The following is a 19,499-nucleotide window of genomic DNA, read 5'->3' on the forward strand; positions in this document are numbered from 1 at the left end:
CACTCAACTTTGTGAGAGGGACTAAGCATGAATTGGTGGAATATTCTTGGGAATATACTTGAGGCTCTGGGAAAGTTTCTCGGCCAACTGTAGCATAATTTTCTATAGATACGCTCTAAATTAATAAAAAGGCCGAGCCATTTAAGCGCTCGGCCTTGTTTTTAGATTGCTGGAGATGACCCAGGTGAAACAAACCATTGGATCGACAAAGCAGCAGGTCTTTTTTAGATCGGTTTGTTGATCGTTTTCAGCAATGCCTTCTGAATGATTTCATTGCCTGCAACGATGGTCTTGGTGCCGAAAATGTCCTGACCGCCATTCTTGTCCGAGACGAAACCACCGGCTTCGCGGATCATAAGAATGCCTGCGCCGAGATCCCACGGATGCATGCCATCTTCCCAGAAACCATCCAGACGGCCGCCTGCAACATAGGCGAGGTCGAGTGCAACAGCGCCCATGCGGCGAATGCCTGCGGTTTCGGCCATGACATTGCGCAGTTCGACCAGATAATGCCCGTGATGGCCGCGACCCAGATGCGGGATACCCGTGCCGATAACGGAATCGACCAGCTTGTTGCGTGATGCGACGCGCAGGCGACGGTCATTGAGGAATGCGCCACCGCCGCGTTCTGCGGTGTAAAGCTCATCCATGGCCGGATTGTAGATGACGCCGGCGACGATCTGCCCCTGACGCTCGAGAGCGATGGAGACTGCGAAAACTGGAATGCCGTGCAGGAAATTTGTGGTGCCGTCGAGAGGATCGATCAGCCAGCGGTGCTGTCCGTCCTTGGATTCAACCTCGCCGGATTCTTCCATCAGGAAGCCATAATCCGGGCGGGCGCGGCTCAATTCCGTATAGATGATCTGTTCGGCGCGGCGGTCTGCTTGGCTGACATAGTCGCCGGGGCCCTTGAGAGAAACCTGAAGATTCTGGACTTCACCAAAATCGCGAGCGAGGCTGCGGCCGGCCTTCATAGCGGCCTGTACCATAACGTTGAGAAGGGCTGAGCGGGCCATTTCATTGTCCTTGTAAGCACGATCCCGAAGCGTGGATTTTGAAAGGGATCAAGCAGTTAATCATAAACAGAATGTCGAACATCCGAACCGAAACACATTCGGTGGAGGTCGAGGAATTGAGCGATCTGAGAAAGAACGGTCGCAAACTTTGCGACATGGATAAAGTGGTGCCTGATTCAGGCACCACAAATCTCGTTTTTCGTATTAAGCGCGGCTGACGTAGGTCAGTTCGTTGGTATCAACGATCACGCGTTCGCCGGATGCGATGAACGGCGGAACGAGGATGCGGATACCGTTTTCAAGCACAGCCGGCTTGTAGGACGAAGCAGCGGTCTGGCCCTTGACGACCGGATCGGCTTCGGTGATGGCAAGCGTGACCTGATCCGGAAGGCGGATACCGATTGGCTTTTCTTCATAGAGTTCGACAGTAACCATCATGCCGTCCTGAAGGAAAGCGGCACGGTCACCGACGAAATCCTTGGCCAGCTCAAGCTGTTCGTAGGATTCGGTGTCCATGAAGATCAGCGCTTCGCCCTGTTCGTAGAGGAACGAGAAATCCTTCTGTTCCAGACGAACGCGCTCGACGGTTTCTGCAGCGCGGAAACGTTCGTTGAGCTTGGTGCCGTTGATGAGGTTCTTCAGTTCGACCTGATTATAAGCGCCGCCCTTGCCAGGCTTGACGGCGTTGGTCTTGACCGCAACCCACAAGCCGCCAGCATGTTCGATGACATTGCCGGGGCGGATTTCGTTACCATTGATCTTCATGAGCTTGATCCGGAATGAAAATGTGAAACCATGTGCGGTTCGACGCATGACGACGAAAAGGCAACCGTCCGGCATTATTCCGGAGATTGCGCACCTGCCTTATACTCGAACCACGATAATCGGCGTCTCAAGACCATAAAAAGGCGCTTGGCGCAAGCCTGAGCGCGAAAAGAGAGCCAATCCAGCCTCAAAATTCGCCCAAAAATCAGCGGACGCGCAGATTGTTGGCGGTTTCTATGGCCTGTTTAATCTGGTCATCAGCCAGTCCGTCCATCATGTCGTTGAGGTCTGGTGAGCGAAAACCGGCGCGCTGGGCAACAATATACCAGGCCGCTGCTTTGACGAGATCGCCTTCTGTGCCAATGCCATCGCGATAGAGGCGGGCGAGCCAGGCCTGTGCCATCACCATGCCGCGCTGTGCGCCAAGACGCATCCAGCCAAACCCCTGTTCGTAGTCGCGGTCGCCACCGCGGCCCTCAATCAGCCAGCGGCCCAGATCGAACTGCGCCGTATCATAACCCTGTGCGGCAGCAAGCAGGAGATAGACGCGCGCTTTCTTGTCGTCGCGGGGGATGGTCGGGGTACCGTTGGCATAAATCTGGCTGAGTGCATATTGTGCATCGGCCAGCGTGGCCCCGGCCGCCTTCTCGAACCACGGGAAGGCGAGATCGATGCCCGGCTTGCCCGGCGTTTTTTCCATCAGCATCTGGCCGTAGTTGAACTGCGCCATGGCATTGCCACCCTCGGCAGCCTTCTTCATCAGTTCCTCTGCCTTGACGGGGTCTTTCCTGGCGTAGGTGCCCTGAAGCAGAAGTGCGGCATAGCGGAACTGCGCTTCTACAACACCGTTATTGGCTGCTTTCTCGTACCATTCCGCCGCCAGTTTCTGGTTGGCGGGGATGCCAAGGCCGCGCGCATAAATTTCTGCAATGAGTGTCTGCGATGCTGGGTCGCCCTTTTCAGCCTGTGGCTTGGCCAGATTGAAAGCGGTCAGATAAAGGCCACGCTGAAATGCACCGAAAGCCTCGTCTGCCGGTTTGTCGCCGAAACGGCTTGGGTCGATGTGGGGCATCGGTTCGGTCGTTGCCGGTTGCGGCAGCATCACCGGCTTGGCAGGCTTGTCGGCTTTCTTATCCTGACGATCACCCTGATGGCTGTTCTTTTGACCGTGCACCGGCTCGCCCGCTGCCAGAGCAGGCAGGACCGGCAGCGCGATTGTCAAAATGGCAGCGAGAAGAAGTTTGTTCTTCATGGGCATCGGCAAGACCTTGATGAAGGGATCAGTTTTCAAAGCGTGGCGCGTTCTCATCGAGAAGCCGGTTGGCTTCCGCGACAGCTTTTGCAGGGTCTTCGGCGTCGAAGACCGCCCGACCGAGCGCAACGAAATCCGCGCCGGTTTCGGCTGCGGGGATGATGCTTTCCAGTGTGCTTCCGGCTTGCGCGATGCTGGGAATTTCCACCATCTGCGACCACCATTCGGCCAGCGACAGGTTGCGCGGATGGGCATCCGGCTTGTTATCCGCACCGATCTTGCCGAAGAAAACATAATCGGGCTGCAACTCGCCGATTTCCATTGCGCCATGGCGGTCGCGCAGATTGCCGGTGCCGACGATCATCTTCGGCGTATGTTTTTCGATCGCATCTGCCAGATCGGCAGCCTTGCCTTCGATATGAACGCCATCTGCACCGACGCGACCCGCGATGCGCGTATCGTTCAGGATAAGCGCGGCGGCGCCTTTTTCCTGAATGACGGGGATGACCTTTTCAGCCGTGGCCTGAAAAGTGGCTTCGTCGAGATCGCCGGTGTCGAGAATGACGCTTGCAACGTCGCCACCCGAGAGCGCAGCCGTCAAAAGCTTTGCGAGGGCCGCGCCGTCGGCAAGTGGAGGCGCAACCAGCACGATGCGGCAGCGTTCGGTTTCAGTCTGGTGAGCGGGCGTGTTCATGAGCCAAGCCTAACGGGAAAAACGTGATGGAATTCGGGCAATAGAGGCGTTCTGTTTACCGGAAACGGAAGCGGGGCTCTATCTATTTGTTTTGTCGCATTTATGCGACGCAACCGGGCTTCGGCAAGTATTCATTGGCGAAACCTTCTCGGGCCCGCGCCTGTCCGAGCTGGCATAATGTTATCCACTGGAACGAAAGTTGATCGGAACCAACCCGGTTCTGCCGGGATTAACGCGTATATAAGCCACACCAAGACCGGGCGCTGAACGCTCCGGCAGAACGTGTGAAACTGTTCCGGCACCCATCCGGAATGACACGAAGAAAAGTGGAAAGGCTCGCAATCCCAAGTGCAGGCACTTTCCTTCAAAGATAGGCAGGCTGGTAAATGAATATTGCGACCGCTAGAGAAGCGATGCCCGCACAACCGACGAAAATGCGCGACACGCGCATCGACGTGTTTCGTGCGCTCGCGCTGCTAACGATCTTCATCAACCATGTGCCCGGCACGATCTACGAGCATTTCACGCACAAGAATCTGGGCTTCTCCGATTCGGCTGAAGCTTTCGTGCTGATTTCCGGCATGGCCGTGGCGCTTGCCTATGGATCTAAATTCGCTCCCGGCAATCGCCTGCTTCTGTCGCTGAAAATGTGGCGCCGCGCTGGTGTGCTCTATACGACGCACATCATGACGACCATGGCGACCATCGCCATTTTCGCCGCTGCCGCTATCTTCCTGAAGCGTTCGGAGTTGCTTACGCAGATCAACATCGCGCCGCTGGTCAAGCACCCGGTCGAAGCGCTGTTCGGCATCGTCACGATGGGTCACCAGCTCGGCTATAACAACATTTTGTCGATGTATGCCGTGATGCTGGTTTTGACTCCGATCCTGCTTCTGCTGGCGCGCATCAGTCTGCCGCTCATGCTCGGTGTTTCCGGCACGGTCTGGTTCCTGTCAGGCCTCTATCACGTTGCGCCGGTAAATTATCCGACCGAAGGCGTCTGGTTCCTCAATCCGCTGTCGTGGCAGTTCCTGTTTGCAATCGGTATTGCAGGCGTGATTCATGTGCGTCGCGGTGGCGAGCTGCCGAAGCATCCGCTGCTGATCGGCCTTGCCGTTGGCTATCTGGTGCTGGCGCTGGCATGGGTGCGTATTCCGCTTTGGGGCATCGATGCGTCGATGGGCCTGCCCATGGTTCTTACCGGCTTCGACAAGACTTTCCTGTCGGGTCCGCGTCTGCTGCACGTGCTGGCGATTGCCTATCTCATCGCCGTCGTTCCGACGCTGAACAATATTGCCCGGACGGCGCCGGATAATCCTCTCGCCGTTCTCGGCAAGCATTCGCTGCCGGTCTTCATTGCCGGTACGCTGCTGGCAATGGTTGCGCAGGTGATGAAGCTCGTGAACCCGGGCGGCCTGCCTTATGACACTTTGCTGATCGCAACCGGCATCGTGATGCAGTTCGCACTGGCCTATTATCTGGAATGGCTGCCAACCATCGGTTGGGGCAAGAAGGGGGCTCCCGTTTCGGCAAAGCCCGCTGTTCCTGCTGCCGAACCCGTCAAGATGCAGGTTGCGTCAAGCTCCAAACCCGCGATGCAGCGCTATTAACCACTACTGATCAGCCGCCCATTTCGGGCGGCTTTTCTTTGAGTGAAAAGTGCCGGATTGCGTGAGATTATCCACAGCGCTACGCAGAAATTAACCATTCATTAATCTTAAGAATGTTAAATGGTTTACATCCAGTTCGGCTGGATTCTTACCGAGTGGTTTAGCCACTCTGTTTGACGCCTCCCTGTTAAACTCCTGAGAGCCGCCATTGCGGCTCTTTTTTTGTGCGCTTTTTGCTGCATATCGGGGGAATATCGATTTCCACATGCAGGCGTGCGGAACGGAACAACTGCCCAATCCGTTCTATTTACAAGCTTTCGTCAAAAGCCTCTGAAAATGTTAACCGAATGTTAAACATAAACTTGCGCGACGGTGTATGAAGGTGCAGTTTATCGTGGACTTGTTTAGCACAGCTGTTCCGTCTCAGCCTCCTCCATGGTCGAACAGCGGTTCAATGGTTTTATTCGTATCCGTCTGGCATATCCCACTGGACGAATACGGCAACGGAATGGGCCGTCGATACAGGCGGTCATGCAAGGTGGCAGAGCAGTGATTAGCGAACAGAGCCAGATGCCGAGCAATATGATCAGCCTCGCAGAGCGCATGGTTTTCTCGGATTCGTTCAAGCCGATCTATGCAGAAGGCATGGATATGGTCGAGGAAGCGGCAAGCTATCTCGACGGCGAAGGCCGTGAGGATGCGCGCAATCTTTCGCGTGTGGCTGCGACGCTCTATGCCGCCGAATCGATGCGTCTGACCACGCGCCTGATGCAGGTTGCTTCGTGGTTGCTGCTCCAGCGCGCGGCGCGGAACGGTGAAATGACCCGTCAGCAGGTTGCAGCCGAGAAAGCCAAGGTGCGTCTAGACACGCCATCGGCGGGTGAAATCGCACAAGGCTGGTCCGAACTGCCTGCAGCATTCATGGAGCTGGTCGAACGTTCGATGCGCCTTCAGGCACGTGTGCGCCGTATGGACCGCGAAGTTTACGGTGAAGTGGTTTCGCTGCAGGGCGTTCCACGTGGCAATCCGGTTTCCGAACAGATCGTATTGCTCAAAACTGCTTTTGGCGCTTCATAACGATCGATCATGTGCTCCCTTCGTGGCGCATGTTTCTCTTTTGTTCACTTTTCTGCTGTCAAGTGAATCCGTCTGAGGATAGGGTTCGCTTATGAAAGAAACGATTCGCATCATTGGTATCGATCCGGGCCTGCGCCGTACCGGCTGGGGCATTGTCGAATCGTTGGGCAATTCACTGCATTTCATCGGTTCGGGGACTGTAACCTCGAATGCCGAGATGGATCTCGCATCGCGCCTTTGCCAGCTGCATGAAGGTCTTTCCAAAGTCCTGCATGAATATATGCCGCATGAGGCGGCGGTTGAACACACCTTCGTCAACAAGGATGCAACGGCGACGCTGAAGCTTGGTCAGGCGCGCGGCATTGCCTTGTTAGCGCCCGCGCAGGCTGGACTGCCCGTTGCCGAATATGCGCCGAATGCCGTGAAGAAGGCTGTAATCGGCGTTGGACACGGTGAAAAACAGCAAATCCATATGATGGTGAAAGTGCTGATGCCGCGCGCATCGTTCGATACGAGCGATGCCGCCGATGCGCTTGCCATTGCCATTTGTCATGCGCATCACCGGCAAAGCATCGCAAGTGCGCGCCGGTTGCAACAACTTATCGCGTAGGTGGCCATGATCGGTAAGCTCAAGGGTGTGATCGATGAAATTGCCGAGGATCATGCCGTCATCGACGTGCATGGTGTTGGCTATGTTGCGTTTTGTTCGGCGCGCACGCTTGGCAATCTCGGCGGTGTGGGCGAAGCGGCTATCCTGTTCATCGAAACCTATGTTCGCGAGGACATGATCCGCCTTTATGGTTTTGCCAATCAGCTCGAGCGCGAATGGTTTCGCCTGTTGCAGAATGTGCAGGGCGTTGGCGCCAAGGTGGCTCTCGCCGTGCTCGGCACGTTGTCGCCGTCGGAACTCGCCAATGCAATTGCACTGCGTGACATCGCCATGGTTTCGCGCGCGCCGGGTGTCGGTAAGAAGGTTGCTGAGCGCATCGTGACCGAACTCAAGAACAAGGCGCCTGCCTTCGCTGGTGATGCGAGCGGCACGATCGGACTCAAGCAGGAACTTGGCGCGGGCGCTGCTCCGGCGCCGGTTGCCGATGCGGTGTCGGCGCTTTCCAATCTCGGCTACTCTCGTGATCAGGCCGCCAATGCCGTCGCCGCGGCCTTGAAGGAAGCGGGGGAGAATGCCGATTCGGCCAAGCTCATCCGCCTGGGTCTGAAGGAATTGTCGCGGTGATTTACTTGCCTGAGCGATATGTTCATGCGAGGAGGAAGGCATGAGCGACCGCAACCCTCTCATTGATGCTGACAGACGCGTAGACGAAGACAATACGCTGCGCCCGCAGACGCTTGACGATTTTGTCGGGCAGGCGGCAGCGCGCGCAAATCTGAAAGTCTTTATCGAGGCCGCCAAAGTGCGTGGCGAGGCGCTTGACCACGTCCTGTTCGTTGGCCCTCCGGGTCTAGGCAAGACGACGCTGGCGCAGATCATGGCCAAGGAGCTGGGCGTCAATTTCCGTTCCACATCCGGCCCAGTCATTGCCAAGGCGGGTGATCTTGCGGCTCTGCTGACCAATCTGGAAGAGCGCGACGTTCTGTTCATCGATGAAATTCATCGCCTGAGCCCGGCTGTGGAAGAAATCCTCTATCCGGCCATGGAGGATTTCCAGCTCGATCTCATCATCGGCGAAGGGCCTGCCGCACGTTCTGTGAAGATTGATCTTGCCAAGTTCACGCTCGTTGCGGCAACGACCCGTCTCGGGCTTTTGACCACGCCGTTGCGGGACCGTTTCGGCATTCCGACACGGCTCAATTTCTATACGGTTGAGGAACTGGAATATATCGTGCGGCGTGGTGCGCGCATCATGCAGATGGGTATTTCGCCGGATGGAGCGCTGGAAGTCGCCCGCCGTTCGCGCGGCACACCGCGTATTGCCGGACGGTTGTTGCGCCGCGTGCGTGATTTCGCGCTGGTCGCCGGCGCCGATGTCATCGATCGCAAGATCGCTGATGAGGCGCTGTCACGCCTTGAAGTGGACAACCGCGGGCTGGATCAGCTCGACCGGCGTTACCTCAATATTATCGCACGCAATTTCGGCGGCGGTCCGGTGGGGATCGAAACCATTGCCGCCGGCCTGTCTGAGCCGCGTGACGCAATTGAAGACATTATCGAACCCTATCTGATCCAGCAGGGTTTCCTGCAGCGCACGCCACGCGGTCGCGTCTTGACGGCTGTCGCCTGGCAGCATCTCGGATTGCCCGCGCCTGCTGAAATCATCCAGCAGTCGCAATACGGCCTCTTCATGGAAGACGAATGACGGAACGACAGGAACAATTGGCGCAGGCTGCCGTATCGGGCGAACTGAAAGACGGCGCGCATCTGCTCTATGCGCGCATCTATTATGCCGATACGGATTTTTCCGGCTTCGTTTATCACGGTCGCTATCTGGAATTCTACGAACGCGGACGCACGGATTTCCTGCGTCTGCAGGACGTTCATCATATCGAATTGGCTGAGGGCGCGCTTGGCGAAGAAATGGTCTGGGTCGTTCGCCGCATGGAGATCGATTACAAATCGCCCGCGAAGATGGATGATCTTATTCTGATTGAAACCCGCGTCAGCGAAATTCGCGGCGCGCGGGTCATCATGGCGCAGAAAATTACCTGCGGGGAGCGTCTGCTTTCGGAGGCGAAGGTAGAGGCCGTCATGATAACCAAAGAAGGCCATCCGCGCCGCATTCCCGACGAATGGCGGGAAGCTTTCACCAACAACCGCAAGAACTGAGTCCCAGGACCGCTCCAATGACTGTCTTCACTGGCATGTTCGTGCGGAATTCGATGCGCTAGCGGCAAATATACCTATTTGGGCGAATGCTAACGCATCTTTAACCATAATATTCCATTAATCACCCTGACGGAATCGGTGGAGAGGCAGGCTTGAAGCGCAGCGCCTTCCTTTCACCAAAATTAACCGTAACAAGCGCGTGATGGATTTAAAGTTGAAATCCGGAATGGCGGTTGCGGTGCGAAGTGTCGGCCGCTCGTCGGGCAGGTACGGCTTCAAGTTGAAAAGCTGCGCAGGTTTGGAGCGTCTGTTTTCAGACGTTGAGTAACGGATTTGCGATACCGCCCGGTCATGTGGCCGGGCGTTTGGATTCGAGGACGGTAGATCGATGGAAAATGTTGCGTTAGCGGCCCCCGCCGCCGATGTTACCCTCTGGGGCCTGTTCATGCAGGCGAACTGGGTCGTCAAGCTGGTTATGCTTGGCCTGCTGTTCGCCTCGATCTGGACTTGGGCTATCATCGTGGACAAGACGATTGCTTACGGACGGGCACGGCGCGCGATTGATCGCTTCGAGCAGACGTTCTGGTCCGGCCAGTCGCTGGAGGAACTCTATCGCAATCTTGGCGAACGCCGTACCACCGGCATGGCGTCCATCTTCATGGCCGCGATGCGTGAGTGGAAGAAATCATTCGAGAAGGGCGCTCGCTCGCCCATTGGCCTGCAGATGCGTATCGACAAGGCCATGGATGTCGCGCTGGCGCGCGAAAGTGAAAAGCTCGACTCGCGTCTGGGCTTTCTGGCGACCATCGGCTCTGCAGCCCCCTTCATCGGTCTGTTCGGTACGGTTGTCGGTATCATGACCTCGTTCCAGGCAATCGCCGCTTCCAAGAACACCAGTCTTGCCGTTGTGGCGCCGGGTATCGCCGAAGCACTTCTGGCAACGGCAATCGGTCTTCTCGCCGCTATTCCTGCCGTTATTGCCTACAACAAGCTGTCGGCGGATGCGGGCAAGATCGGCGGACGGCTGGAAGGATTTGCGGATGAATTCTCCGCCATACTGTCGCGCCAAATTGATGAGAAGCTGACGCCGCGTAATTAAGCGGCTTCAAGCATCGAGTGTAGTTTCAGCCTTCGGGAATCTTGCAATGGGCATGTCGGTAGGAAATCAGGGAATGCAGTCGGGCGGGCGCCGCAGGCGCGGCCGCAAGAAGGCATTGATGAGCGAAATCAACGTGACGCCATTCGTCGACGTGATGCTCGTTCTCCTCATCATCTTCATGGTCTCCGCGCCGCTGCTGACGGTTGGCGTGCCGATTGACCTGCCCGATACGCAGGCCAAGGCGATGAATGCCGATACGCAGCCGATCACTGTTTCGGTTAACAGCGAAGGCAAGATCTTCCTGCAGGAAACCGAAATTCCGATCGATGAAGTGGTGCCGAAACTCCAGGCTATCGCCAAGACGGGCTATGAAGAGCGCATTTTCGTGCGTGGTGACAAGGCTGCCGATTACGGCACCGTCATGAAAGTCATGGCCCGCATTTCCGCCGCCGGTTTCAAAAATATCGGCCTTGTGACCCTCCAGGAGCAGGATAGCTGACGCCATCATGAAGGCTGGCCTGACATCTTCTGTTGCCTTGCATGCCGTTGCGGTCGCGCTGGCAGTGGTTTCGTTTTCCTCGCCGAAGGCTTTCGACGTGCAGGATTCGGAATCGTTCCCGGTTGATATCGTACCGATCGAGTCGATGACGCAAATCCAGCAGGGCGAAAAGACTGCGCCCATGAAGGAAAAGTCGGCTCCTGTGCCGACAACCAAACCGCAGACTGTTCCAAACGCCGAGAATTTTGGCGATCAGGATATCGATACCCAGACGCCGCCAAAGCCCGATGCAAAGGCGAAGCCAATCGAGGCGGCGGAAGAACCCAAGGCGCAACCGGAACCGGTAAAAAAGCCGGAACCGAAGCCTGATCCGAAACCGGAACAGAAGCCTGAGACCAAGCCGACGCCGGTTCCGGCGACGGAAGTTCAGGCTAAGCCGGAAGAAAAGCAGGAAGTGAAGCCTGATCCGGTGGCGGAAGCCATTGAGAAACAGGCGGAAACCCCTGACGCTGAAACGCCGAAGCTGCCGGACAAGGTGCCAGCGCCCGACGCCAAGCCGAAGCCGCCGCAGGCGCAGACAGCAAAGACGCCGGACCGCAAACCGACGGAAGATAAGAAGCCGACGCAGAACGCCGCTCAGACTTCGAAATCGAAGAATGATGCGATTGCCGATGAGGTTGCTGCCCTTCTGAATAAGCAGAAGGCGGCAGGCGGCGGAGCCAAGCGTTCCACCGATCAGGCATCGCTGGGCGGCAAGAAGAATACTGGCGGCTCCAAGCTCAGCCAGAGCGAAATGGATGCGTTGCGCGGTGCGATTTCCAAATGCTGGAACGTGCCTGCCGGTGTGGCCGACGCGCCGGGACTGGTCGTGACCGTCAAGATGAAGCTGAATCAGGATGGCTCCATTCAGGGTGTCCCTGAAGTGACATCGGGCGGCGGCGGTGACGGTGTTGGTCGTGCAGCAGCCGAGAGCGCCAAGCGCGCTGTCGCACGCTGCGCGCCGTACAATCTGCCAGTCGACAAATATGATTCATGGTCGGAAGTGATCGTCAACTTCGACCCGAGCGAAATGTTCTGACCGGGTTTCCGGTCGCCAACCAACTTACTGCAAGGACAAAGAGGTCCCAGAAGACATGAAAATCGGCATCATCAATACAAAGATCCGGACGGTCTTTTCGGCTTTCGCGTGTATGATTGCCGCAAGCCTTGTCTGCACCATGCCGGCGCGCGCCGTCGTGGAAATCAACATCAACAAGGGGGTGATCGAACCGTTGCCGATCGCCATCACCGATTTCCTTTCGGCTGATCAGCTCGGGCCGAATATCACGTCGGTCATCGCGGCCGATCTTGAGCGGTCTGGTCTTTTTGCACCGATCGACAAGGGCGCCTTCATCGAGAAGATCTCCAATCCGGACGCGGCTCCGCGTTTCGAGGACTGGAAGGTCATCAATGCGCAGGCGCTTGTCACGGGCCGCATCACCAAACAGCCGGATGGCCGTCTCAAGGCTGAGTTCCGCCTGTGGGATACGTTCGGTGGCCAGCAGATGATCGGCCAGCAGTTCTTCACCACGCCGGACAACTGGCGCCGCGTCGCCCATATCATCGCTGATGCGATCTACGAACGCCTGACCGGTGAAAAGGGCTACTTCGATACGCGTGTTGTTTTCGTCGATGAATCCGGCCCGGCACAGAAGCGCGTCAAGCGTCTTGCCATCATGGATCAGGACGGCGCCAATGTGCGTTACATTTCCGACGGTCGCGCCATTTCGCTGACGCCGCGTTTCTCGCCGAACCGTCAGGAAGTCACCTATATGTCGTTCGAAGGCGGTTCGCCGAAGGTGTATCTGCTGCAGCTCGAAACCGGCCAGCGTGAACTCGTCGGCAATTTCCCCGGCATGACCATTGCTCCGCGTTTCTCGCCCGATGGCCAGAAGGTTGTGATGAGCCTGCTTCAGGACGACGGCAGCGCCAATATCTATACGATGGACCTGCGCAATCGTTCGACCACGCGCCTGACCAACAGTCAGGCGATCGATACGAGCGCGTCCTATTCACCGGACGGATCGCAGATTGTTTTCTCCTCCGACCGTGGTGGACGTCCGCAGCTCTATGTCATGGGTGCTGATGGCTCCAATCCGCGCCGTATCTCGGCCGGTGACGGCAGCTATTCCACGCCGGTTTGGTCTCCGCGCGGTGATCTCATCGCCTTCACCAAGCAGTCGCAGGGCCAGTTCTCCATTGGTGTGATGAAAACTGACGGTTCGGGCGAACGCCTGCTGACCTCGGGCTTCCACAATGAAGGCCCGACCTGGGCTCCGAACGGTCGCGTGCTGATGTTCTTCCGCAAGGCGGCGGGTGCAGGCGGTCCGAAGCTCTTCACCATCGACCTGACCGGTCGCAACGAGCGCCAGATCCAGACGCCGAACTTCGCATCCGATCCGGCCTGGTCACCGCTGCTCGAATAGCGGATTCGCGGATAGTTATGGAAAGTGAAGGCGCGAAACTCCGGTTTCGCGCCTTTTTCATGGATAGAACGGTTCCGGTTCAACCGGAAACGGGAAAACGTTCTATCTCCTTGTTTTATCGCATTATCCTCACGCAAAACCGCTTCGCACTTTTGCAGGAAATGCTCAAATTGCCACAATCATTGCCAGGAAGCCGTGTTTCTGCCGTATTTTGCCCCCAAGGGCTAACACCAGAACTGCTGCCGGAAATCGCCGGTTGCATCTGGCCGCAAGAAAATATTAACCATACTTCTTGAGCCTGTCTTAACCTCAATATGATTATTGGATGGTTACGCAGGAACATCAAATCTTAAGGAGCTCCGGCCCATGCGCCGTATCCAGTCGATTGCACGTAGCCCGATCGCTATTGCCCTTTTCATGTCGCTCGCCGTTGCCGGTTGTGCGTCCAAGAAGAACCTTCCGAACAATGCCGGTGATCTGGGTCTCGGTGCAGGCGCTGCAACGCCGGGTTCCTCGCAGGACTTCACGGTCAATGTTGGCGACCGCATCTTCTTCGATCTCGATTCTTCGCTGATCCGCGCCGATGCACAGCAGACGCTTTCCAAGCAGGCCCAGTGGCTGCAACGTTATCCGCAGTACTCGATCACGGTCGAAGGCCATGCCGACGAACGCGGTACGCGTGAATATAACCTTGCTCTCGGCCAGCGCCGTGCAGCTGCCACCCGCGACTTCCTCGCTTCGCGTGGCGTCCCGACCAACCGTATGCGCACCATCTCCTACGGTAACGAACGTCCGGTCGCAGTTTGCGATGCCGACTCGTGCTGGTCGCAGAACCGTCGCGCCGTCACCGTTCTCAACGGTGCAGGCAGCTAATCTGCGGGCACCTGACAGTGTTACGGAAAAGCGGCTTTCGAGCCGCTTTTTTCGTTTTTGACCGCCTGTTTGGTCGTTTCGACAAACTTTGGCCGAAGTCGCACTTGTCATAGTGAGCGTCAAAAGGCCTTCGCTTTTCGCATTATCCGACGCAAAACCGCTTCGCACTTTTGCGGGAAATGCTCTAAAAGCGGAGCTGATCGTGCGGCAATCATGTTCAGCGTCTGTTCAGGCGCGACACTCGATCATCGTGTTCGCCCCGAATTGGATGGGTGAATCGGATGGATGAATTAGCAGGGGCAAAAGGGAATGAGGAAACCAATGAGGAAAGTGACGCTGGCAATTGCCATGCTGCCGCTTTTGGTGAGTGCTCCGGTTCTGGCGGCATCTGTTTCTTCGCAAGGGGGGATTCAGCTCGCGCAGGCAGGTGCTCCCGGCGGCGATCAGTTTTCGCAGCAGGTCTGCAATCTGGCACATCAAAACGCCCAGTCCTATGCGCGCATCTTGCAGCTTCGCGACAAGATGCTGAAAATCCAGCGCGACAACGAAGCGCGTTTTCAGGCCTTGGAGAAGGGCCGTGGCGGCGCCCAGAATCATGTCAGCATCGGTTCGACAGCAATTCTCGATGACGCCATGCGTGATAATGGCAGCGGCGGCGGTCAGGGCGGCGGCTATCAAAGTCCCGGCCTGCAGCAGGAACTGGTGCGCAACCTGACCGGAAAGGTCGAGGACGTGGACGCCCAGATTTCTTTCACCGACAATCAGCTGCAAAAGACGCAGGAAGACAATGAATTCCGGTTTGAAGAACTGGAAAAGAAGAACGGCGTAACCCCGCCTGCTTCCAGTGGTGCAGCTCAAGCGGCTCCCGCGGCAGCATCGCCGGGCGCCGATCTCTGCGCGCAGGGCATGGGCAACCCCGCTGCGATAGCAGATGCGCTGGGTGCGCGTGCGGAAGCCATGAACTTCCAGATCCTCGAAATGCAGGATCAGATGCAGAAGATGCAGGAAGCAAACGAAGGCCGTTTCCAGTTTCTGGAAACCGGCAAACGCGCCGATGCGGAAGTGCAGCAGGCTGGCGGCGACACGTCGCTCGCCGATGCTGGTTCCAGCCAAGGGACCAGTCAGGGCAATAACGGAAACCTCGTTGGCGGGGTTTCCGGAAGCGCCCCGCAGAACGGTGGATACAACGCTTCTTCGCAGACTGCGGCCAACCAGTCTTCTGGCGCCGATTCCATGGCTATTGGTTCGAACGCACCCGCACAGGGTGGACCGGAACGTGGCGAGCCGCCGCAGTCGCTGGGTTCCATCCGGTTCGACGCCAATGGCAATGTAATCGGCGAAACGCTTGATGCCACACCGCGCACGGCACAGCCGGGTGCGGCACCCGGCGCCACCTCGGGAGGAAATGCTGCAGGCGATACGGTTGCATCCCTTCCGACGGACGATAATCCCAGTTCGCTCTATCAGGCTTCCTATCAGTATCTGATGTCGGGCGATTACAAGGCAGCCGAAACCGGCTTCCGCGAGCATGTGAAGCGTTATCCGGCTGATCCCAATACGGCGGAAGCACGCTTCTGGCTCGGAGAATCGCTTTACGGTCAGGGCCGTTATCCGGAAGCGGCGACGGTATTCATTGATACGCAGCGCGATTATCCCGATTCGAAACGCGCGCCGGAAAACATGTTCAAGCTCGGCATGACGCTTGAAAAGATGGACAATCGCGATGTCGCCTGCGCGACCTTCGCGCAGATTCCAGAACGTTACCCCAAGGCAGCGCCCGCGATATTGAAGCGCGTTGCCGATGAGCGCAGCCGCGCAAAGTGCTGATTGCGGAGTTATTTCGTGGGGCTTAGCCCAAGCAATATTTCCAAATTATTCGAGCCATTCGGATTTGAGCAGGCCAAGGCCGTCATAGCCGCCGTTTCGGGCGGCAGCGATTCTCTCGGCCTGCTTTTCCTCGTCCGGGATTATATGGCCATGCTCCAGAACCCACCCCGGCTGATTGCTGTGACGGTGGATCATCAACTGCGCGCCGAATCGAAGGCCGAAGCCGAAAATGTCGGGCTGCTTTGCCGGCAATACGGGATTGAACACCGCATTCTCGTCTGGGACGAGGCCAAGCCCACAAGTGGGCTTGCCGCTGCTGCGCGGACGGCGCGCTATCGGCTGCTGGTGCAGGCCGCGCGGGATGTTGGCGGAGCCTTCATTGTCACCGGCCATACGCAGGACGACCAGATCGAGACCTTTCTGATGCGCAAGGAGCGTAGCGCCCACGCCGAGGCGCGCGGGCTTGCGGCCATGTCGTTGCGCTCGTTGCTGGACGGTCTTGGGCTCGAAGGCTCGGTTGAACTTGATCGTCCTCTGCTTTCCGTTTCCCGGCAGACACTGCGCGATGAATTGCGGGGCAGGGGTATCAATTGGGTGGATGATCCCAGCAATGCCAACACCGAATATGAACGACCGAGAATTCGTCATGGCATTGCCGCCGAGGCTGACAGGCAGACGGTTCTCGACCAGATCGCCGAGGCTGGTGCTGCGCGCGAGCGGGACAATGCCGCCTTGATTGCTGCGCTGGGCAACCCGGCGAGCCTGCGCGCTGATGCGAACGGTGCCTTGCTCGTCGATCCGCAGCTTTACGCCGCGCTTCCCGGCAATGCGAGGCGGTTGTTCTCAGGATTGCTTGCGGCCATCGCTGGCGGACGCCGTTTCCTGCCGGGCGATAGCGAGCGGTCGCGTATTGAACGGGTTCTGTCTGGAGATGATGACACTCATCGCCTGACCGTATTCGGCGCCCTCATCGAGCGCGGCGACAGTGGCTCACCGCATCGGTTTCTTCGTGAAAAACGCAATCTGCCAAAGCTCCATCTGGAGCCGGGCAAGCCAATTGTCTGGGACGGGCGATTCCGTTTCTTGAACGAAGGCATGATGGATTTTGAGCTCGCTGCACCGGGACGGCAGGAACTTGCCGACTTCCTGAAGTCGCAGAATATCGAAATCGAATCTCGAAAACGTGAGGCCTTGCTGGTTTCACCTGCTCTTTATAGGGAAGGCAGGCTGTTCGCCTTGCTGTTTCTGCAGGATGGAGAATTTCAGCAAGACATTCATATCGAACGGCATTTTGCGATCTTCGATCACGTGTTGCCGGGGCATGATTTCGATCTTGCAAGGGCTGTGGAAGCCCGCATCGGACGTATCTGCGCGGAAATGTCCTAATTTTTGTAAACCAGAGTGAGAAGAATCGAGGATGCGGGGTCGAACGCGCCTTGGCAAGGCCATCCTTCGATCCTATGTTAGACCGAAACATCGTTCCGTGCCCGCGGAATGGCCGTGGTATCGATTGGACCCGATATGAATCCGAACTATCGCAACTTCGCCCTTTGGGCGATCATTGCTCTTCTTTTGATCGCGCTGTTCAACCTGTTCCAAAGCCCAGGTCAGCGCTCCAATTCCCGTGAAGTTTCCTATTCGCAGTTTATTGACGACGTTTCCAACGGTCGCGTGAAATCGGTCACGATTACCGGCCAGCGGATCAGCGGTACGTTTGCTGATAATGGCTCGACCTTCCAGACCTATTCGCCGGGCGATACAGGTCTTGTTTCGCGCCTTGAAAGCAAGGATGTCGCGATTACTGCGCGCCCTGAAACCGACGGTTCCAGCTCGCTGATCGGCATTCTCCTGTCGTGGCTTCCGATGATCCTGATCCTCGGCGTATGGATTTTCTTCATGCGCCAGATGCAGGGTGGCTCGCGCGGTGCGATGGGCTTCGGTAAGTCCAAGGCCAAGCTTCTGACGGAAGCACATGGCCGCGTGACTTTCCAGGATGTGGCTGGCGTTGACGAAGCCAAGCAGGATCTTGAAGAAATCGTCGAATTCCTGCGCGATCCGCAGAAGTTCCAGCGTCTCGGCGGCAAGATTCCGCGTGGCGTGCTGCTCGTGGGCCCTCCCGGCACCGGTAAGACGCTTCTGGCGCGCTCCGTAGCAGGCGAAGCCAATGTGCCGTTCTTCACCATTTCCGGTTCGGACTTCGTTGAAATGTTCGTCGGCGTCGGCGCAAGCCGTGTCCGCGACATGTTCGAACAGGCCAAGAAGAATGCGCCTTGCATCATCTTCATCGACGAAATCGATGCCGTCGGTCGTCATCGCGGCGCGGGTCTTGGCGGCGGCAATGATGAACGCGAACAGACCCTCAACCAGCTTCTGGTGGAGATGGACGGTTTTGAAGCCAACGAATCGATCATCCTGATCGCGGCGACCAACCGTCCCGACGTTCTCGATCCCGCGCTCTTGCGTCCGGGTCGTTTCGACCGTCAAGTTGTGGTTCCGAACCCGGATATCGTCGGTCGCGAACAGATTCTCAAAGTGCATGTGCGCAATGTACCGCTTGCACCCAATGTCGATCTCAGGGTTGTCGCACGTGGCACGCCGGGCTTCTCCGGCGCCGATCTCGCCAACCTCGTCAACGAAGCTGCCCTCATGGCTGCGCGCCGCAACAAGCGTCTTGTGACCATGCAGGAATTCGAAGACGCCAAGGACAAGATCATGATGGGTGCGGAACGCCGCTCCGCCATGACGCAGGAAGAAAAGGCCAATACGGCCTATCATGAAGCCGGTCATGCCATCGTTGCGATCAACGTGCCGAAGGCTGATCCGGTCCACAAGGCAACGATCATTCCGCGCGGTCGTGCGCTCGGCATGGTGATGCAGCTTCCGGAAGGCGACCGTTATTCGGCCACCTATACCTGGATGGTATCGCGTCTTGCCATCATGATGGGCGGTCGTGTGGCCGAAGAGCTGAAGTTCGGCAAGGAAAACATCACTTCCGGTGCTTCCTCCGATATTCAGCAGGCCACCAAGCTTGCCCGCTCGATGGTGACCCAGTGGGGCTATTCCGACAAGCTTGGCCGTGTGGCCTATGGCGACAATCAGGAAGAAGTCTTCCTTGGCCATTCGGTGTCCCGCACGCAGAATATTTCGGAAGAAACCGCGCAGATCATCGATGCCGAAGTGCGTCGCCTGATCGACGAGGCGTATGCCGAGGCGACCCGCATCCTGACCAAGAAGAAGAAGGACTGGATCGCGCTTGCCGAGGGTCTGCTCGAATATGAAACGCTCTCCGGCGACGAGATCAAGGAACTGATTGCGGGCAATAAGCCGTCGCGCGATCAGGGCAACGATACGCCGTCGCGTGGTTCGGGTGTGCCGAAGGCTGGAAGCCCGCGCAAGCGCAAGGGCAGCGAGCCTGGCAACGAACCGGGTATGGAGCCGCAGCCGCAATAAGCTGTCTGAAAGCGAAATCAAGAAAGCCGGGCTTGTCCCGGCTTTCTTGTTATCTGGCTTTGTTTGGGCTTACCGCAAAGGCTCATTAAG

19 protein-coding genes are annotated in these 19,499 nt (G+C 57.4%); 15 read left to right on the forward strand and 4 right to left on the reverse strand.

The genetic code is table 11. From position 1 onward, the window contains the following. Positions 1-224: 224 nt before the first annotated feature. The 4 genes from OANT_RS06210 to OANT_RS06225 form a co-directional block, all read right to left on the reverse strand. On the reverse strand, positions 225-1,016 hold the full coding sequence (locus tag OANT_RS06210) for an inositol monophosphatase family protein (protein ID WP_010661386.1): 792 nt from the start codon (positions 1,014-1,016) through the stop codon (positions 225-227). A gap of 204 nt (positions 1,017-1,220) precedes the next feature. After that, a complete protein-coding gene (gene efp, locus OANT_RS06215; RefSeq protein ID WP_010661385.1) occupies positions 1,221-1,781 on the reverse strand; it encodes an elongation factor P in 561 nt (186 codons plus the stop codon). Between the two features lie 205 nt (positions 1,782-1,986). Further along, the gene (locus OANT_RS06220) at positions 1,987-3,033 is read right to left on the reverse strand and encodes a tetratricopeptide repeat protein (protein WP_040130061.1); all 1,047 of its coding nucleotides are present in this window, start codon (positions 3,031-3,033) and stop codon (positions 1,987-1,989) included. 28 nt (positions 3,034-3,061) lie between these two features. Then, positions 3,062-3,727, reverse strand: a complete 666-nt coding sequence (locus OANT_RS06225; protein WP_010661383.1) for a thiamine phosphate synthase — start codon at positions 3,725-3,727, stop codon at positions 3,062-3,064. Positions 3,728-4,113: 386 nt separating this feature from the next. Here OANT_RS06225 and OANT_RS06230 point away from each other — a divergent pair, with 386 nt between their 5' ends. The 15 genes from OANT_RS06230 (at position 4,114) to ftsH (ending at position 19,409) form a co-directional block, all read left to right on the forward strand. After that, on the forward strand, positions 4,114-5,337 hold the full coding sequence (locus OANT_RS06230) for an OpgC family protein (RefSeq protein ID WP_012091332.1): 1,224 nt from the start codon (positions 4,114-4,116) through the stop codon (positions 5,335-5,337). Between the two features lie 570 nt (positions 5,338-5,907). After that, positions 5,908-6,414 carry a protease adaptor protein RcdA gene (gene rcdA, locus OANT_RS06235; RefSeq protein WP_010661381.1) on the forward strand — a complete coding sequence of 169 codons (507 nt, stop codon included), beginning with the start codon at positions 5,908-5,910 and terminating at the stop codon, positions 6,412-6,414. 91 nt (positions 6,415-6,505) lie between these two features. Beyond that, on the forward strand, positions 6,506-7,024 hold the full coding sequence (ruvC, locus tag OANT_RS06240) for a crossover junction endodeoxyribonuclease RuvC (RefSeq protein WP_010661380.1): 519 nt from the start codon (positions 6,506-6,508) through the stop codon (positions 7,022-7,024). A gap of 6 nt (positions 7,025-7,030) precedes the next feature. After that, entirely contained in the window at positions 7,031-7,648 is a 618-nt protein-coding gene (gene ruvA, locus OANT_RS06245) for a Holliday junction branch migration protein RuvA (protein WP_012091334.1), read from the forward strand. A gap of 40 nt (positions 7,649-7,688) precedes the next feature. Continuing rightward, positions 7,689-8,729 carry a Holliday junction branch migration DNA helicase RuvB gene (gene ruvB / locus OANT_RS06250; RefSeq protein ID WP_012091335.1) on the forward strand — a complete coding sequence of 347 codons (1,041 nt, stop codon included), beginning with the start codon at positions 7,689-7,691 and terminating at the stop codon, positions 8,727-8,729. Beyond that, complete coding sequence (locus OANT_RS06255) at positions 8,726-9,196, forward strand: YbgC/FadM family acyl-CoA thioesterase (protein WP_012091336.1); 471 nt, start codon at positions 8,726-8,728, stop codon at positions 9,194-9,196. Before ruvB ends, OANT_RS06255 begins: the two co-directional genes overlap by 4 nt. Before the next feature lie 388 nt (positions 9,197-9,584). Then, on the forward strand, positions 9,585-10,295 hold the full coding sequence (gene tolQ, locus OANT_RS06260) for a protein TolQ (RefSeq protein WP_010661376.1): 711 nt from the start codon (positions 9,585-9,587) through the stop codon (positions 10,293-10,295). A gap of 46 nt (positions 10,296-10,341) precedes the next feature. Then, the gene (gene tolR / locus OANT_RS06265) at positions 10,342-10,794 is read left to right on the forward strand and encodes a protein TolR (RefSeq protein WP_010661375.1); all 453 of its coding nucleotides are present in this window, start codon (positions 10,342-10,344) and stop codon (positions 10,792-10,794) included. Between the two features lie 7 nt (positions 10,795-10,801). Beyond that, positions 10,802-11,872: a cell envelope integrity protein TolA gene (gene tolA / locus OANT_RS06270; RefSeq protein ID WP_012091337.1), complete on the forward strand. Its 1,071-nt coding sequence runs from the start codon at positions 10,802-10,804 to the stop codon at positions 11,870-11,872. A 55-nt stretch (positions 11,873-11,927) separates the two neighbouring features. Continuing rightward, positions 11,928-13,259 (forward strand): Tol-Pal system beta propeller repeat protein TolB, encoded by a 1,332-nt coding sequence (tolB, locus tag OANT_RS06275; RefSeq protein ID WP_010661373.1) that lies wholly within the window; start codon positions 11,928-11,930, stop codon positions 13,257-13,259. A gap of 17 nt (positions 13,260-13,276) precedes the next feature. Beyond that, entirely contained in the window at positions 13,277-13,555 is a 279-nt protein-coding gene (locus tag OANT_RS25505) for a hypothetical protein (RefSeq protein ID WP_012091338.1), read from the forward strand. Positions 13,556-13,625: 70 nt separating this feature from the next. Next, positions 13,626-14,132 (forward strand): peptidoglycan-associated lipoprotein Pal, encoded by a 507-nt coding sequence (gene pal, locus OANT_RS06280; protein ID WP_010661371.1) that lies wholly within the window; start codon positions 13,626-13,628, stop codon positions 14,130-14,132. 309 nt (positions 14,133-14,441) lie between these two features. Next, on the forward strand, positions 14,442-15,959 hold the full coding sequence (ybgF, locus tag OANT_RS06285) for a tol-pal system protein YbgF (RefSeq protein ID WP_012091339.1): 1,518 nt from the start codon (positions 14,442-14,444) through the stop codon (positions 15,957-15,959). A 15-nt stretch (positions 15,960-15,974) separates the two neighbouring features. Further along, positions 15,975-17,345: a tRNA lysidine(34) synthetase TilS gene (tilS, locus tag OANT_RS06290; RefSeq protein ID WP_012091340.1), complete on the forward strand. Its 1,371-nt coding sequence runs from the start codon at positions 15,975-15,977 to the stop codon at positions 17,343-17,345. Positions 17,346-17,480: 135 nt separating this feature from the next. Next, entirely contained in the window at positions 17,481-19,409 is a 1,929-nt protein-coding gene (gene ftsH, locus OANT_RS06295; RefSeq protein WP_010661368.1) for an ATP-dependent zinc metalloprotease FtsH, read from the forward strand. The last annotated feature ends 90 nt before the right edge of the window (positions 19,410-19,499 follow it).

This window comes from Brucella anthropi ATCC 49188 (genome assembly GCF_000017405.1).
GTDB classification, from domain to species: Bacteria; Pseudomonadota; Alphaproteobacteria; order Rhizobiales; family Rhizobiaceae; genus Brucella; species Brucella anthropi.